We start from the raw sequence: 15147 nt of genomic DNA, 5'->3' as shown, positions 1-15147 counted from the left end.
ATCCACTACTACAACCATGAGCGCATCAAGGTGAAGCTAAAAGGCCTGAGCCCTGTAGAGTACAGAGCCCAGGCCTTGGGGCCGCTGAATGAACCGTCCAACTATTGGGGGTCAGTTCACGATGGCGGGGCGCAGTAAGTGAGTCGATGAGTTCAGGTCAGGCGACGCTGAGGCTCGCGGCGGGCAGGGCTGTCACCGGATACGTAGTAGGGTGCGTCGGAAGGTGGCAGCGGCTCGCGGTCGCGGATGCGATCGGCGATCTTCTCGGCCAGCATGATGGTCGGTGCATTGAGGTTGCCGGTGGGAATCACCGGAAACAGCGAGGCATCGACCACGCGCAGCCCTTCGAGGCCATGCACGCGGCCCTGGCCGTCCACCACCGCATCGTCGCCTTCCCCCATGCGACAGCTGCCGCAAGGGTGATAGGCGGTCTCGGCATGTTTGCGCACGAAGGCGTCCAGCTCCTCGTCGGACTGCACGTCCGGCCCCGGCGAGATCTCGCGGCCGCGGTAGGGGTCCATGGCGGGCTGGGCGATGATCTCGCGGGTCAGGCGAATGCCATCGCGAAACTCCTGCCAGTCCTTCTCCTGGGACATGTAGTTGAACAGAATGCTGGGGGCCGCCTGCGGATCGCGCGAGGTCAGGCGGATACGCCCGCGGCTCTCGGAGCGCATCGAGCCCACGTGGGCCTGGAAACCGTGCGCCTGCACGGCGCTCTTGCCGTTGTAGCTGATGGCGATGGGCAGGAAGTGATACTGCAGGTTGGGCCAGGGCTCCTCGTCGTGGGTGCGGATGAACGCGCACGATTCGAACTGGTTGCTGGCGCCGATGCCGGTGCCACGCAGCAGCCACTCGGCCCCGATCTTCGGCTGGTTGAACCACTTCAGCGCCGGATAGAGCGTGATCGGCTGCTTGCACTCGTACTGGATGTACATCTCCAGGTGATCCTGCAGATTCTCGCCGACGCCGGGCAGATCGTGGACCACGGGGATGTCGAGTTCGCGAAGGTGCTCGGGGTTGCCTACGCCCGAGCGCAGCAGGATCTGCGGCGAGGCGATGGCGCCGGCGCACAGCAGGACCTCGCGACGAGCACGAACCTGATGCGGCTGGCCGCGGCGCAGGTAGCGTACGCCCACGGCGCGCTTGCCCTCGAACTCGATCACGTCGGTGGTGGCGTGAGTCTCGATGGTGAGGTTGCCGCGCTGCTTGGCCTGGTCGAGGTAGCCGCGGGCGGTGGAGGCGCGGCGCCCCTTGGGCGTGACGAAACGGTCCATGGGGCCGAAGCCCTCCTGCTGATAGCCGTTGACGTCCTCGGTTTCGGGATAGCCGGCCTGCACGCCGGCATCGACGAAGGCGCGATAGAGCTCGTTGTTGCCCTCCTTGGGCGTGGCCACGCTGACCGGGCCGTCACCGCCGTGGTAGGCGTTGGGGCCGATGTCGCGGCATTCGGCCTTCTTGAAGTAGGGCAGGCAATCGGCGTAGCGCCAGTCCGAGAGGCCGGCCATGCTGGCCCAGTTGTCGTAGTCCAGCGCATTGCCACGGATGTAGCACATGCCATTGATCAGCGACGAACCACCGAGCCCCTTGCCACGGCCGCATTCCATGCGGCGGCCGTTCATATGTGGCTCCGGGTCGGTCTCGAAGGCCCAGTTGTAGCGCTTGCCCTGCAGCGGATAGGCCAGGGCGGCAGGCATCTGGGTACGGAAATCGAAGCGGTAGTCGGGGCCGCCGGCCTCGAGCAGCAGCACACTGACCGACGAATCCTCGGTGAGGCGGGTGGCCAGCACGTTGCCGGCCGAGCCGGCACCGATGATGACGTAGTCGAATTCACGAATCTGGGACATAACATCTCTCACTGATAACGCGACGGAAGCGGGCCTGCTCGCCTGCACAAGACGTGTCGGCCCAAGGCAGGCGCGGCTGGCTGTAGCGAGGGGCGCCGGGGACAAGCCGGAGAGGAGGTCCTACGCCAGGGATGGCGTAGGTAGCGCCCAGGGCGGGGTTCATAGCGCCTCCTCGCAGGCTTGTCGACGGATCAGCCCCGAGCGATCCAGTTGGCTGAAAAGTGGGTATCCTTCGCTGCCTCCTAGAACACTGACTCGAAGGGTCCCATCTCCACCTGCACCGACTTGGTCTGGGTGTAGTGGGCCAAGGTCTCGATGCCGTTCTCGCGGCCCACACCGGATTGCTTGTAGCCGCCCACCGGCATCTCGGCGGGCGATTCGCCCCAGGTGTTGATCCAGCAGATGCCGGCCTCGAGGCGGTGAATGGTGCGGTGCGCGCGGGTAAGGCTCTCGGTGAATACGCCGGCCGCCAGCCCATAGTGGGTGTCGTTGGCACGCCGGATCAGCTCCTCCTCGTCGTCGAAGACGAGAATCGACATGACCGGGCCGAAGATTTCTTCGCGCACGATGCGCATGTCGTCGGTGCAATCGGTGAACACCGTGGCCGGGGCCCAGGCGCCATTGGCCAAATCGCTCTCGGCCAAAGCCTTGCCGCCGACCAGCACGCGCGCGCCGTCCTGCTTGCCGTATTCGATGTAGTCGAGCACCTTGGCCTGGTGCTCGAAGCTCACCAGCGGGCCGAAGTTTACGCTGGGGTCGAGCGGGTTACCGGCGCGAATGCGCGCCACGCGCTCGGCGATCTTCTCCTCGAAGGTCTGCTTCACCGAACGCTCGACGAAGACCCGCGTGCCGTTGGTGCAGATCTGCCCGCTGGAGTAGAAGTTGGCCATCATCGCCGCGTCGGCGGCGCGGTCCAGGTCGGCGTCGGCAAACACGATCAGCGGCGACTTGCCGCCCAGCTCCATGGTCACGTCCTTGAGGGTCGAACCGCCGGCGGCCGCCATCACCTTCTTGCCGGTGCCCACTTCCCCGGTGAACGACACCTTGGCAATATCCGGGTGCCCGGTCAGCATCTGTCCGACGCGGGCGTCGCCGTGGACGACGTTGAACACACCGTCCGGCAGTCCCGCCTCGGTGAAGATCTCGGCCAGCTTCATGGCGGTCAGCGGCGTCACCTCGCTGGGCTTGAATACCACGGCGTTTCCCGCGGCCAGCGCAGGCGCGGCCTTCCAGCAGGCAATCTGGATGGGATAGTTCCAGGCGCCGATGGCACCGATCACACCCAGCGGCTCGCGGCGGGTATAGACGAAGGACGACTCGCGCAGGGGAATCTGGGCGCCCTCGATGGCCGGGGCCAGGCCCGCATAGTATTCGAGCACGTCGGCACCAGTGGCGATGTCCACCGCGGCCGTTTCGCTTATCGGCTTGCCGGTATTGCGCGTCTCGAGTTGGGCGATGTCGTCGTTGCGCTCTCTCAGCAGTGCCACGGCACGATTGAGAATGCGCCCGCGCTGCATGCCGGTCATGTCGGCCCAGCGGCGCTGGCCCTCGCGTGCACAGGCAATGGCACGGTCGACATCGGCCTGGCTGGCCTGGTCGACCTTGGCCAGCAGGCTGCCATCATAGGGGTTGATGACGTCAAACGATTCGCCGGAGGTTGCCGGCTCCCGGCGGCCATCGATGTAGAGGGGCTCGGTGTCGAAAGCTGTCATGCTGTCTCCTTTGAGGACGCAGGGGAGGTGTCGTAACCGGCGAGCAACTGGTCGAGATAGCCATGGGCAATGCGACGGGCGCGCTCGGTATCCAGCCCTTCGGGACTGAGGGTGCCGCGCAGCCACAGGCCGTCGATCATGGCGGCAAGGCCGCGGGCGGCATCGCGCGCCGCGTCGCGTGGCATCAGGCGGCGGAACTGGCAGCACAGGTTGGAGTAGAGTCGCTGGTCGTTGACCTGCTGCAGGCGCTGCAACTGGGTCCTGTGCATGCTGCTGGCCCAGAACGCGAGCCAGGTCTTGGCTGCCGGGCCGGAAACCTGGCTACGGTCGAAGTTGCCATCGATGATGGCGCCGAGGTGGTCGCGCGGGGAGCCGTTGGCCAGCTTGCTCCGTCGTGCCGCCACGGCCTGTCCCAGATCGGAGAGGACCTGGCGCATGGTGGCTTCGAGCAGGCCATCCTTGCCGCCGAAATAGTGGCTGATGATGCCGGCCGATACGCCGGCATGACGGGCGATACGCAGCACCGTGGCATCGGCCAGGCCGACTTCGTCGATGGCGGCCATGGTGGCCTTGATGAGCTGGCTGCGCCGGATCGGCTCCATACCTGTCTTGGGCATCCGCTGACTCCTCCTGATGCGACGCCTCTGGCATTCTTTGGAGAGCATGACATTTTTTTATTGAACGTTCAATCAATAAAAAGACGAGCCGCTTTGGGCTTGCCTGCTCGCCTCGCTTCGGGCATAATCCTGCCGCGTTGCAGGGGTACCATTCCCTGATGGGGTCCCCTGTTCAAATCAGGGCGTAGCCACCAGACTATCTCGCTGACGCCCGTGCGACTTCTGTTGCGCGGGCGTCATGCGTTTGGGGAGGCATCGGCTCGCAAGAATCCGGCCTTGACCTTATGTGAGCGATCCGTATACTACGCACCGTGTTCAGGGCCATTCCCGGATAGCTCAGTCGGTAGAGCAAGTGACTGTTAATCACTGGGTCGCAGGTTCGAGTCCTGCTCCGGGAGCCAATGAACATTCGCTGATCCTGACGCTCGTCATTCCTCGATAGCTCAGTTGGTAGAGCAAGTGACTGTTAATCACTGGGTCGCAGGTTCGAGTCCTGCTCGAGGAGCCATCAGCTTGCAAAAGTAGAGCCATCAGCTCTCCGCAAGGTCCACGGCCTTGCCAGAAGGAAGTTCCTCACTTCCTAGAAAGCATCGTTCCCGGATAGCTCAGTCGGTAGAGCAAGTGACTGTTAATCACTGGGTCGCAGGTTCGAGTCCTGCTCCGGGAGCCAGTTTCTTTTCTGTTCGTTTTCTTCCTTGCCTTCGTTCGAACCCTGCCGGAGCGTTGACTCATGTGGAGCCGGCCAAGGCATTGTCTTGCCGTATACTCGGTCAAGCACGACGACCTGGGAGAGAGTGATGCGCAGGGCTTTGATGGGTGGCTTGCTGCTCTTTTTTCTGATCGGTTCGGGGCATGCGCTTGAAGAGCCGGAAGGGCGTGTGATTCTGACCGTCAGTGGCAACATCACCGCGACCAATGCGGGTAACGAGGCTCTATTCGACCGTGGGATGCTTGAGGCTCTGGAGCAGCACACGACGCGGACCCATACCCCTTGGCACGATGGTCTGGCCACCTTTACGGGACCGCTTGGGCGCGACGTGCTGGAAAAGGTAGGGGCGCAAGGCACCATGCTGCGGGTGACTGCCCTCAACGATTATGCCGCCAACGTGCCGGTTGCCGACTTCATGGAGTATGACGTGCTACTGGCGATGACCCTCGATGGGGCTCCCTTGAGGGTGCGTGACCAAGGGCCTCTGTTCATTATCTATCCCTTCGATGAATTTCCCGAGTTGCTCACTGAAAAGGTGATGACGCGCTCGGTCTGGCAGGTGGTCCATATCGATGTGCTCCCAGAGTGACGGTCTGCAGTGTTCGGTATGAAGGGCAGTCCTGCCCTGCGTTACCGAATCGCTGCCTTCGCAGCGGTATTGCTGTTCTGCTCGGCCCTGTTGACTGCGAAGATCATCTACGACCGCCAGCAGCAGATCGAGCACAAGATGCTCGAAGACCTCACCTGGTCGGCCTACCAGTTCGATCGTGAAGTCAGCGAGATGCGACTGGCACTGTCGGGATGGCAGGAGGCTGGCCTCGATACCGTGCTGTTGCGCTACGAGATTCTGTTCAGCCGCGCCGATCTCTTTAGCCGCGGGGAACTCAAGCATACGCTGATGCAGCAGCCCCTGGGAATGCCTCTTGAAGAGGCCATCAGAGTGGTTCGGCAGATCGATCCGCTCATGTCGGCGCTGGAAAGCGGGCAGCGAGCGCTTGACCGTGATGTTCAGCAGAGCCTGGCGCGGCAGTTGCTCGGACTGCAGGAGCTGACGTCCAGGCTGCTGCTCGACATCAATGCCCATGTCGCCAGGATGCGAACACAGGAGCGTGACAACCTTTGGTACCTCTACAAGGTGCTGCTGGTACTGATCGTGCTGTTGGTGCTGGCGGGTTTGGTCCTGGTGGTATCGCTGATCGAGGAGGGCAAAGCCAATCGCAAGCGGCGCGATCTGCTCGAGGTTCAGGCGCATGATCTCGATGCGGCAGTCCGACAAGCGGAGCATGCCAGCCAGGCCAAATCCGAATTCATGGCGGTGATGAGCCACGAGATACGCACGCCGCTCAGCGGCGTGGTCGGGGTTGCTGAACTGCTTGCCTTTGAGCCGCTGACCCCCCGGGGCACCCAGCTTCTGGGAACCTTGAACGACAGTCTCGTGACCCTGCAGGCGGTGATCAACGATGTCATCGATTATACCAAGTACGATGCCGGCTCTCTGGATATCGATTCGCAGCCATTCCACCTCGAAGGATTCGTTGCTCAATTGAGCCGGCACTATCGGTTGGTGAGCGAAGGTCGTGGGATCGGTTTCGTCGTGAGCGTGGACGATACCCTGCCAACCTGGCTGCTGGGCGATACCACACGTATCGGCCAGGTGCTGATGAACTTGCTCAACAACGCCTTCAAGTTCACCAGCGCGGGAGAAGTGCGACTGACGGTTTGCGAGTTCGGGGGCAATACGTTGTGCCTGAGTGTGGAGGACACCGGGTGTGGCATTCCCGAGCAGAGCCAGGCGCAGATCTTCAAGCCGTTCACACAGGCGGACAGTACCATCGCGCGTCGCTATGGTGGCTCGGGGCTTGGGCTTGCCATCTGTGAGCGGCTGGTTAAAGCCATGCAGGGGCATATCGACTTCGAGAGTACCTCGGGCGTGGGGAGCCGCTTCCGGGTCCATCTGCCCCTATCGGTTCCGGCGCCAGAGGAGGTGTCTTCGGCACAGTCGGGCCGGGTGGGAATGGCATCGTCGACCGTGCAGCCCAGAGGACGCATCCTGGTGGTTGAAGACCAGCCAGCCAACCGCGAGCTGGCCAGAGCCATGCTCGAGCACCTGGGGCAGACCGTGCATGTGGCCGCGGATGGTAGGGCCGGTCTCGAGGAAATGTCCCGCCATGCGTTCGACCTGGTGCTGATGGACATGCAGATGCCCACTCTGGACGGCCTCGAAACCACTCGCCGCTGGCGTCGTCAGGAGCCCGCCGGTCAGCGCGCGCTGCCCATCGTGGCGCTGACTGCCAACGCCATGCCGTCCGCCAGGCAGCGCTGCCTGGAGGCCGGCATGGATGATGTGCTCTGCAAGCCCTATACGCGCCAGGACCTGCAACGAATTCTCCGTCAGTGGCTCATGCCCAGGCCCAGCGAGGATGCCGTGCCAGGAAGCGATGCGAGTCCTGCTCACGGCAATACTCCGGACGAAACATGGTATGCATATGACGGCTCGACGGCCGACAGGCTGCTCAGCCGAGACACGCTGGCGGCGCTGCGCGAAGTCCTGGACGCGGAGGCGTTACGTATTCTGGTGCAGAGGTTCACCCTGCGACTCGTCGATGATCGGGAAACACTTCAGCACTGTCTGCGCCAGGAGGATCGACAAGGACTCAGGGAGTCGGCGCATTCTCTGAAGGGAGCCGCTGCGTCCTTGGGCTGTCGCGAACTGGCTCAGGCCGCCGCCGAACTCGAAAGCGCGGCGGACCTCGAAGACCTGCGAGTCCTCGAAGAGGCCGTGGCTCGGCTGATCCAGCTTGGGCATGCCACGAGAGCGGCCTTTGCCATGCTGGGCTACCTGGGCATGGAGGACGTACCGCAAGGCTAGGCTCTCCCGAAAAGCGTGCCGGCGACCGACAAAGCGGCAATTGGACCTGGTCGGGACGTGAGGCTTGCTCAGGAGCCGGGGGCGGTGCCCTCTCCGCTGACAAGTGCTGCAACCCCTGGGAAAGTGGGGCGAGTCCGAATGCTGGTGTTGCGCATGAAGGAGGCGAAATGGCTTGCTGCCATGGGCCGTGCCAGTAGAAAGCCTTGTATCTCATCGACATCCAGGGCTTCGAGATAATCGCGCTGGCGCTGGGTTTCCACACCTTCCGCGACCGTTCGGAATCCCAGCCCCTGACTCAGGGTGGTGAGCGAACGTATGATCGCCCGGCTGGCCCGTCCCTGCGTAATGCCCTTGGTAAAGCTGCGGTCGATTTTCAGGGTATCGATAGGGAAGCGCAGCAGGTAGTCGTAGGAGGAGTGCCCGGTGCCGAAGTCGTCGATGGCAAGATAGAAGCCAAGCTCCTTCAATTCGAGCAGGATCTCCAGCGTGTGTTCGGGGCGTCGCATGGCGGCGCTTTCGGTGATTTCCAGCTCGAGCTGACTCGGGGTCAGCCCATGGGAGACCACATGCGCCATGATGTGCTTGGCGAAGCCCGGTTGCGTGAACTGCACGGCTGAAAGATTGATGCTCATGCGCAGGTCCATGCCGGCGCGATTCCATTCGGCGAGCTGACGACAGGCATCCTGGATGACCCAGTCTCCAACTTCGACGATGAGCCCCGTTTCCTCCAGCAGCGGAATGAATTCCACGGGGGAGATCACTCCACGGCTGGCATGTTGCCAGCGCAGCAGGGCCTCCACGCCGCTGATGTGTCCTCCCGCCAAGTGCTGCTGCGGCTGGTAGACGAGAAAAAACTCGTCTTTCTGTAGCGCCTGCTGCAAGTGCGCTTCCAGGCTCAAGGCGCTGGCATCGCAGCTACCGGGGAATTCGTTATGGAAATAGAGCTTCTGGTTGCCCGACTGGGTGCGTGATAGGCGCTGCGCCTGTAGTGCCGCGCCGAGCAGGGCTTCGGCATCCCGTGTGTCGTCCGGGAAGACGCTGGCGCCGGCGGAGAAATCGATATAGACATCTTCTCCGGCGATGCGCTGAGCCCGCGCCAGTGGTGCCAGCCATTGCTGGAATACCAGGCGCGGATCCTCCTGGGCGGAGAGGGGGAGGGCCACGCCGAAGGTGTCGGCCTCGAGACGTCCAAGCAGCGCATGGCTCGGCACATGCTGTTTCAGGCGTCGCGAGAAGAGCACCAAGGCCTGGTCGCCGGCACGTATGCCCAAGGCTTCATTGATGCGATGCAGGCGGCTGATATCCAGTGCCGCCACCAGCCAGCGCGTCTCGCTAGCCTGGCTCAACTGCTCGGCAAGCAGGCTGAGGAAGCAGTGGCGCTTGGGCAGTCCGGTCAATTCATCATGCGCTGCCAGATACAGCGCCTTGTCTTCGAAGGCGCGCAGGGTGGTTACGTCCTGAAAGGCGCCGACCAGTCGCTGTTCGCTGGCCTGTTCGGCGCTCTGCAGGCGCACGGTGCGTTCGAGACTTCCCAGCCCCAGACTGAATTCCAGGTCCAGGCCTTCGCGGTTATGGCTGGCTACGGTGAGGGCCGTTTCCAGGCGCGGCCTGTCATCCTCACTCACCAGTGCGAGAAAGCTCTCAACCGATGCAGGCAGCGACGGCCAGCCCAGCATTTCTGCGGCGCCTTCCGACCAGTATAGCGAGCCGCTCGGTACGTCCAGGTGCCAGAAACCCAAGCGTGCGAGCTTGCAGGCACTAGCCTGTTCAAGCTGCGCCTCACGCAGGGCCTTTTCGCGCTCGGCACCGCTCAGCGCGTAGCGTACCCGTTCGGTGAGAAGCGCAAGGTTGATCGGCTTGGTCAGGAAGTCGGTCGCGCCCGCCTCGAAGGCTTCCTTGATGGAGTCGACATCGTCGTAGCCGGTCAGCATCAGCAGCGGCGCATGCCGCCCCTTGCTGCCGGCCTGGCCATGGCGAATGGCGCGGAGCGTATCGAAGCCGTTGAGCCCGGGCATGCTGACGTCCACCAGGACCAGGTCGGGCGCATGCCGTTCGAACGCTTCCAACCCCTGCTGGCCATCGGTCGCGAGGATGACCTGATAGTGCTTGCGCTGCAGGCCCGAGGCAATCAGGAGGCGAATGGTCGGGTCATCGTCGATGACCAGCACAGTGGCCACCATGCCAGCCTCGCCATCCTGATCGACCGCAGCAGTGCGAGCGGCGGCGTGGGGCAAGGTATCGGTGGATGGGTTCAACCCGCTGGGATTGTTCACTCGTACGCCCTCCACTCAAGCGAGCGCATGATGGCTTGCGCTATGGGCCGGTGACGCGCCTCTGGCGGGTCGATGCCGGTAACTTCATGGTCTCGCATTGGCGAGACGTCAACAAGCGGCGCGGTTAACGAAGCAGTTAACTCAAGCGCATGCTGGAAGCGTCGGAACAGGCCGTTGGGAGAGAATGCATCGCTAAAGGAAGCAGCCGCTGGGCTGGGCCTGTGCCGTCGAGTTGCGGCACGGTATGCGGGGTGGGCACCCAGCCAAGCCTTGTCGCTCTGGGTGCCCGGGGGAGGGGAGAGTCATGCCTGGGTCGACGAACCTTGCTCAGAAGCGGCCGGCCAGGCGCCGTTCGGTCAGCTCGGCATAGTCGGCGAGGATGGCGGCAGCTTCGGTCACCTGCACTCGTTCCACCGGCTCGTCGCTCTCGGCTTCTCCTTCGTCTGGTTCGCTGCGTGCATCGATCAGTTCGTCCAGTGGCTCCAGGCCCAGGGCCTTGCGACGGCGATTCTCCAGCTCCAGCTGCTGGGCATCGCGGCTCTCGACCTCTCGCTGGCGTAGTTCCCGATCGAGGCTGACACTGGTGTGCTCCTCACGCATGCGCCGCGCCAGTTCCACGCGCTCCTTCAGGTAGACGAAGTTGGGGTGGGAGTCGGCTCGCTCACGATGCCGGGAGCGCAGGGTCTCGAGATACTCCCACGGCTCGCCGTAATGGCGGTACTGAACGGCCTGGACGGTATCCCATTCCAGCGCATTGTCCAGGCTGCTCTCGCCGATCCGCTCCGGGTCGACCATGTCGGGAAACAAGATATCGGGCTCGACGCCCCGATTCTGGGTGCTCTCGCCGGAGATGCGGTAGAACTTGGCTCGAGTGAGCTTGATCTGACCGTAGCTGAGATCGTTCAGGGTCTGTACGGTGCCCTTGCCGAAGGTGGCGCTGCCCAGCACCAGGCCGCGTCCATAGTCCTGAATGGCGCCGGCGAAGATTTCCGAAGCCGAGGCCGACAGGCGGTTGACCAGCACGGCCAGCGGGCCATCGTAAATGGTGCCGGTTTCGGTATCGCCATACAGGCTGATGCGGCCGCGCGCATCGCGCACCTGGACGGTGGGGCCGCGATCGATGAACAGTCCGAGCAGAGAGTTGGCTTCCTGCAGGGCGCCGCCGCCATTGTTGCGCAGGTCGAGCATGATGCCGTCGATACCCTCCGCCTTGAGCCGCTCGACTTCACGGGCCACGTCGCGAGTGGTGCTGCGGAACTCCTCCTCGCCGGCCTGCCAGGCGTCGAAGTCGACATAGAAGGTGGGGATGGTGATCACGCCGATGCGCTGCACGCCCTCGTCGCGCTCCACCTCGATGATCTCGCCCTTTGCCGCCTGGTCCTCGAGGTTGACGGTGTCGCGGGTGATCTTGACCTCGTGCGAGCGTGTCATGTCCACGGCTTCCGCCGGCACGACATCGAGACGCACCACGGTACCCTTGGGGCCGCGGATCAGGTCGACCACTTCGTCCAGCCGCATGCCGACGACATTGACGGTCTCCCCCTCGTCTTCCTGGCCCACGCCGACGATGCGATCGGCGGGTTCCAGCACGCCGGCGCGATCGGCGGGGCCGCCAGGCACCAGGCTTGTGACCTTAACGTACTCGCCATCGGACTGCAGCATGGCGCCGATGCCTTCCAGCGACAGCCGCATCTGGATGTCGAACGACTCACCCTGACGCGGGGAAAGGTATTCGGTGTGCGGGTCGATGCTGCTGGTCACCGCGGCCATGAACAGGCCGAACACATCCTCGGCGTTGGTCTGGCGCAGGCGCGAGAGCTGGCCTTCGTAGCGCTGGCGCAGGTTGCTCTCCACCTGCTCCTCGTCCTGGCCGCTGATGTCGAGCGTGAGGGCGTCGTTCTTCAGACGCTTGCTCCACAGTTCATCGAGTTCGGCTTCGCTGCTGGGCCAGGGTGCCTCACGGCGGTCCAGGTCGAGGCGCTTGTCAGTCTCGTAGGTGAATTCGAGGCCTTCGTCCAGGGCATCGAGCAGCCATTCGAAGCGGTTTTCCGCACGCTCGTGATAGCGCTGGTAGAGCTGGTAGGCGGGCGCCAGTTCGCCCTCGAAGAGCATGTCGTCGATACGCTCCTCGAGGTGGCGAAACTCCTCGACGTCACTCTCGAGCAGGAAGGAGCGCTGGCCGTCGAGAATGTCGAGATAGCGTTCGAAGGCCAACTGCGACCAGGTATCATCCAGAGCGGTGTCGGCATAGTGGCCATAGCGCAGAGACTCGGCCACCTCCACGGCGGCTTGACGCTGGTCGTCACCGGGCTGGATTTGGGCAAGCGCCAGTTGAGCGCACGACAACAGCAGCGCCAGCGTCAGGACCGCTGTGCGCCGAATAACGACAAACTGGCTCATCAATGAAGCACCCCTGGTTTCGTGTACACTTCCTTCCCTAGACAAGCGTATGCCCTATGAGTTGCCAAAGGCAGACAACGCATTGTAGCAGCTCTTGCCTCAACCACGACCCCTGATGAGGATCCTCATGTCTCGGGAAGCTCGTCTCGAGCGTCTGCTCGACTTTCTACACCGTTCCCCCACGCCCTGGCATGCCGTCTCGACCATGGCCGAGCGGCTCGATGCCGCCGGCTTCCGGCGGCTCGACGAAAGCCAGGCCTGGCAGCTTGCGCCCGGGGAGCGGGTCTACGTCACGCGCAATGGCTCGTCCATCGTGGCCCTGCAACTGCCTCATGAAGGGCTCGAGGCACTGCGCATGGTCGGCGCCCATACCGACAGTCCCGGGCTGCGCTTGAAACCGCATGCTGCCCAGACGGCTGGCGGCTGGCTGCAGCTCGGCATCGAACTCTACGGCGGCGTGCTGCTGGCCCCCTGGTACGATCGCGACCTGGGGTTGGCCGGGCGTGTGCACGTGCGCCATCCCGACGGTCGCCTCGAGGGCGTGCTGCTGCACGTGGACTGGCCGATTGCCATCATCCCCAGTCTCGCCATTCACCTCGATCGCGAGGTCAACAACGGGCGAGCGATCAACGCCCAAACCCAGATGCCACCCGTGTTCCTGCAGGGCGGCGACAAGGCCGATCTACAGCGGCTGCTGCTCGAGTGGCTGGAGGCCCAGCACGGGATCAGCGGGGCCGAGATCCTCGACTTCGAGCTGGCGCTGCACGACGTGCAGCCCCCGGCACTGGTAGGCGTCGAGCGTGAGCTGGTCGCCAGTGCACGCCTGGACAACCTGCTCTCCTGCTTCATTGGGCTGGAAGCGCTGCTGGAGAGCGACGGCAGCCAGGGCGTGGTGCTGGTCGCCAACGACCACGAGGAGGTCGGCAGCGCCAGCGCATGCGGCGCCCAGGGGCCGTTTCTCGGCGATGTACTGCGCCGCGTCAACGCCCAGCTCGGCGAGCCGGGCGATGAGGGCTTCATACGCTTGATTCAAGCTTCGCGCATGATCTCCTGCGACAACGCACATGCCTTGCATCCCAACTTCACCGACAAGCACGATGCCGCACACGGGCCGGCGCTCAACGGCGGGCCGGTGATCAAGGTTAACGCCAACCAGCGCTACGCCACCAACAGCGCTACCTCGGCGCTGTTCCGCGACGTCTGCCGCGAGGCGGGAGTGCCGGTGCAGACCTTCGTGACCCGCGCCGACATGGGCTGCGGCAGCACCATCGGGCCGATCACCGCCACCGAGCTAGGCGTACCGACGCTGGACGTAGGGGTGCCGCAGTGGGCCATGCACTCGATCCGCGAAACCGCAGGCGCCAGCGACGTGGAGTACCTGACCCGGGCGCTGGTGGCCTTCGCCAACCGCCCGCGGCTGGCTTGAGTCCGCCACCACGAAAAACCCGGCGCCAGGAGGCGCCGGGTTTTTTTGATCTTTGGTGGCTACGCCCTGATTCGAACAGGGGACCCCATCATTATGAGTGATGTGCTCTAACCAGCTGAGCTACGTAGCCAATCAACGGAGGCGAAGTTTACGGATTCGCCCCAGCCGGGTCAAGCCTGGAGGTTACACATTGAAGCGGAAGTGGATCACGTCGCCATCCTGGACGATGTAATCCTTGCCCTCCAGTCGCCACTTGCCGGCATCCTTGGCGCCCTGTTCGCCGCCCAGGGTGACGAAGTCGTCGTAGGCGATGACCTCGGCGCGGATGAAGCCCTTCTGGAAGTCGGTGTGGATCACGCCGGCGGCCTCGGGGGCGGTGGCGCCGACCCTGACCGTCCAGGCGCGCACTTCCTTGACCCCCGCGGTGAAGTAGGTCTGCAGGCCGAGCAGCTTGTAGCCGGCGCGGATCACGCGGTCGAGCCCCGGTTCTTCCATGCCCATCTCGCTGAGGAACATGGTGCGTTCCTCGTCGTCCAGCTCGGCGATCTCGGCCTCCAGCTGGTTGCACACCGGGACCACTACTGCGCCTTCCTCGGCGGCGATTTCATTGACGATATCGAGGTAGGGGTTGGCGTCGAAGCCGTCCTCGTTGACGTTGGCGATGTACATGGTCGGCTTGTGCGTCAGGAAGCCGAAGCTCTTGAGCTGACGTTTCTCGTCGTCATCGAGGCCGAAGCTTCGCAGCGGCTGGCCCTCGGCCAGGTGCGGCTGGATGCGCTCCAGTATTGCCTTGGTGGCGATGGCCTCCTTGTCGCCGCCCTTGGCCACGCGCACCAGGCGCTGGATGGCGCGCTCGACGGTGTCGAGATCGGCCAACGCCAACTCCATGTTGATGATCTCGATGTCCGCGCGCGGATCGACCTGGTTGGCCACGTGAATGACGTTGTCGTTGTCGAAGCAGCGCACCACGTGGGCGATGGCCTGTGTCTCGCGAATGTTGGCCAGGAACTTGTTACCGAGCCCCTCACCCTTGGAGGCGCCCGCCACCAGGCCGGCGATATCGACGAATTCCATGGTGGTGGGGAGCACCTTCTGCGGCTTCACGATCTCGGCCAGCCTGTCGAGACGCGGGTCGGGCATCGGCACGATGCCGACGTTGGGCTCGATGGTGCAGAAGGGGAAGTTCTCGGCGTCGATGCCGGACTTGGTCAGGGCGTTGAAGAGGGTCGACTTGCCAACGTTGGGCAGGCCGACGATACCGCAGTTGAAACCCATGATGGTGTCCTGAGTATGGTGG

Annotated in this window: 10 protein-coding genes and 4 tRNA genes; 7 read left to right on the top strand and 7 right to left on the bottom strand. The window is 63.7% G+C overall.

Features of this window, described 5'->3' with window-relative positions:
• A partial coding sequence (locus HBJ55_RS03970) for an IS3 family transposase (protein WP_167111272.1) occupies positions 1 to 138 on the top strand: 138 nt, incomplete at its 5' end.
• A 14-nt stretch (positions 139 to 152) separates the two neighbouring features.
• Here HBJ55_RS03970 and betA read toward each other — a convergent pair.
• The 3 genes from betA to betI all read right to left on the bottom strand — a co-directional run bounded on the left by betA (position 153) and on the right by betI (position 4173).
• Positions 153 to 1844 (bottom strand): choline dehydrogenase, encoded by a 1692-nt coding sequence (gene betA, locus HBJ55_RS03965; protein ID WP_167111270.1) that lies wholly within the window; start codon positions 1842 to 1844, stop codon positions 153 to 155.
• 242 nt (positions 1845 to 2086) lie between these two features.
• Positions 2087 to 3556, bottom strand: a complete 1470-nt coding sequence (gene betB, locus HBJ55_RS03960; RefSeq protein WP_167111268.1) for a betaine-aldehyde dehydrogenase — start codon at positions 3554 to 3556, stop codon at positions 2087 to 2089.
• Positions 3553 to 4173, bottom strand: a complete 621-nt coding sequence (gene betI / locus HBJ55_RS03955) for a transcriptional regulator BetI (protein ID WP_206022186.1) — start codon at positions 4171 to 4173, stop codon at positions 3553 to 3555. The genes betB and betI overlap by 4 nt, the downstream gene beginning before the upstream one ends.
• Positions 4174 to 4498: 325 nt before the next feature.
• On the opposite strand from betI, the gene HBJ55_RS03950 reads away from it, so the two are divergent.
• From HBJ55_RS03950 to HBJ55_RS03930, 5 genes are all read left to right on the top strand, one after another.
• Positions 4499 to 4574: transfer RNA gene (locus HBJ55_RS03950), tRNA-Asn, on the top strand.
• A 31-nt stretch (positions 4575 to 4605) separates the two neighbouring features.
• Positions 4606 to 4681: transfer RNA gene (locus tag HBJ55_RS03945), tRNA-Asn, on the top strand.
• Between the two features lie 86 nt (positions 4682 to 4767).
• A tRNA-Asn gene (locus HBJ55_RS03940) sits at positions 4768 to 4843 on the top strand.
• 127 nt (positions 4844 to 4970) lie between these two features.
• Complete coding sequence (locus HBJ55_RS03935; RefSeq protein ID WP_167111266.1) at positions 4971 to 5471, top strand: putative pterin-binding protein; 501 nt, start codon at positions 4971 to 4973, stop codon at positions 5469 to 5471.
• Positions 5472 to 5489: 18 nt separating this feature from the next.
• On the top strand, positions 5490 to 7751 hold the full coding sequence (locus HBJ55_RS03930) for an ATP-binding protein (protein ID WP_167111264.1): 2262 nt from the start codon (positions 5490 to 5492) through the stop codon (positions 7749 to 7751).
• A 68-nt stretch (positions 7752 to 7819) separates the two neighbouring features.
• On the opposite strand, the gene HBJ55_RS03925 is transcribed toward HBJ55_RS03930, so the two are convergent.
• Together HBJ55_RS03925 and HBJ55_RS03920 are read right to left on the bottom strand one after the other, a co-directional pair.
• Complete coding sequence (locus HBJ55_RS03925; RefSeq protein WP_338071963.1) at positions 7820 to 10024, bottom strand: putative bifunctional diguanylate cyclase/phosphodiesterase; 2205 nt, start codon at positions 10022 to 10024, stop codon at positions 7820 to 7822.
• Between the two features lie 327 nt (positions 10025 to 10351).
• Positions 10352 to 12424, bottom strand: coding sequence for a carboxy terminal-processing peptidase (locus HBJ55_RS03920; protein ID WP_167111262.1), 2073 nt, complete (start codon positions 12422 to 12424; stop codon positions 10352 to 10354).
• A 127-nt stretch (positions 12425 to 12551) separates the two neighbouring features.
• Between HBJ55_RS03920 and HBJ55_RS03915 the strand changes: the two genes are divergently transcribed.
• Positions 12552 to 13850, top strand: a complete 1299-nt coding sequence (locus tag HBJ55_RS03915) for a M18 family aminopeptidase (RefSeq protein WP_167111260.1) — start codon at positions 12552 to 12554, stop codon at positions 13848 to 13850.
• Positions 13851 to 13903: 53 nt separating this feature from the next.
• Here the strand turns inward: HBJ55_RS03915 and HBJ55_RS03910 are convergent.
• Positions 13904 to 13980, bottom strand: a tRNA-Met gene (locus HBJ55_RS03910).
• A gap of 53 nt (positions 13981 to 14033) precedes the next feature.
• Positions 14034 to 15125, bottom strand: coding sequence for a redox-regulated ATPase YchF (ychF, locus tag HBJ55_RS03905; RefSeq protein ID WP_167111258.1), 1092 nt, complete (start codon positions 15123 to 15125; stop codon positions 14034 to 14036).
• Positions 15126 to 15147 lie beyond the last annotated feature (22 nt).

The sequence above is a fragment of the Billgrantia bachuensis genome (assembly GCF_011742165.1).
Lineage (GTDB): Bacteria > Pseudomonadota > Gammaproteobacteria > Pseudomonadales > Halomonadaceae > Halomonas > Halomonas bachuensis.
This window is presented reverse-complemented; position numbering and strand designations above follow the sequence as displayed.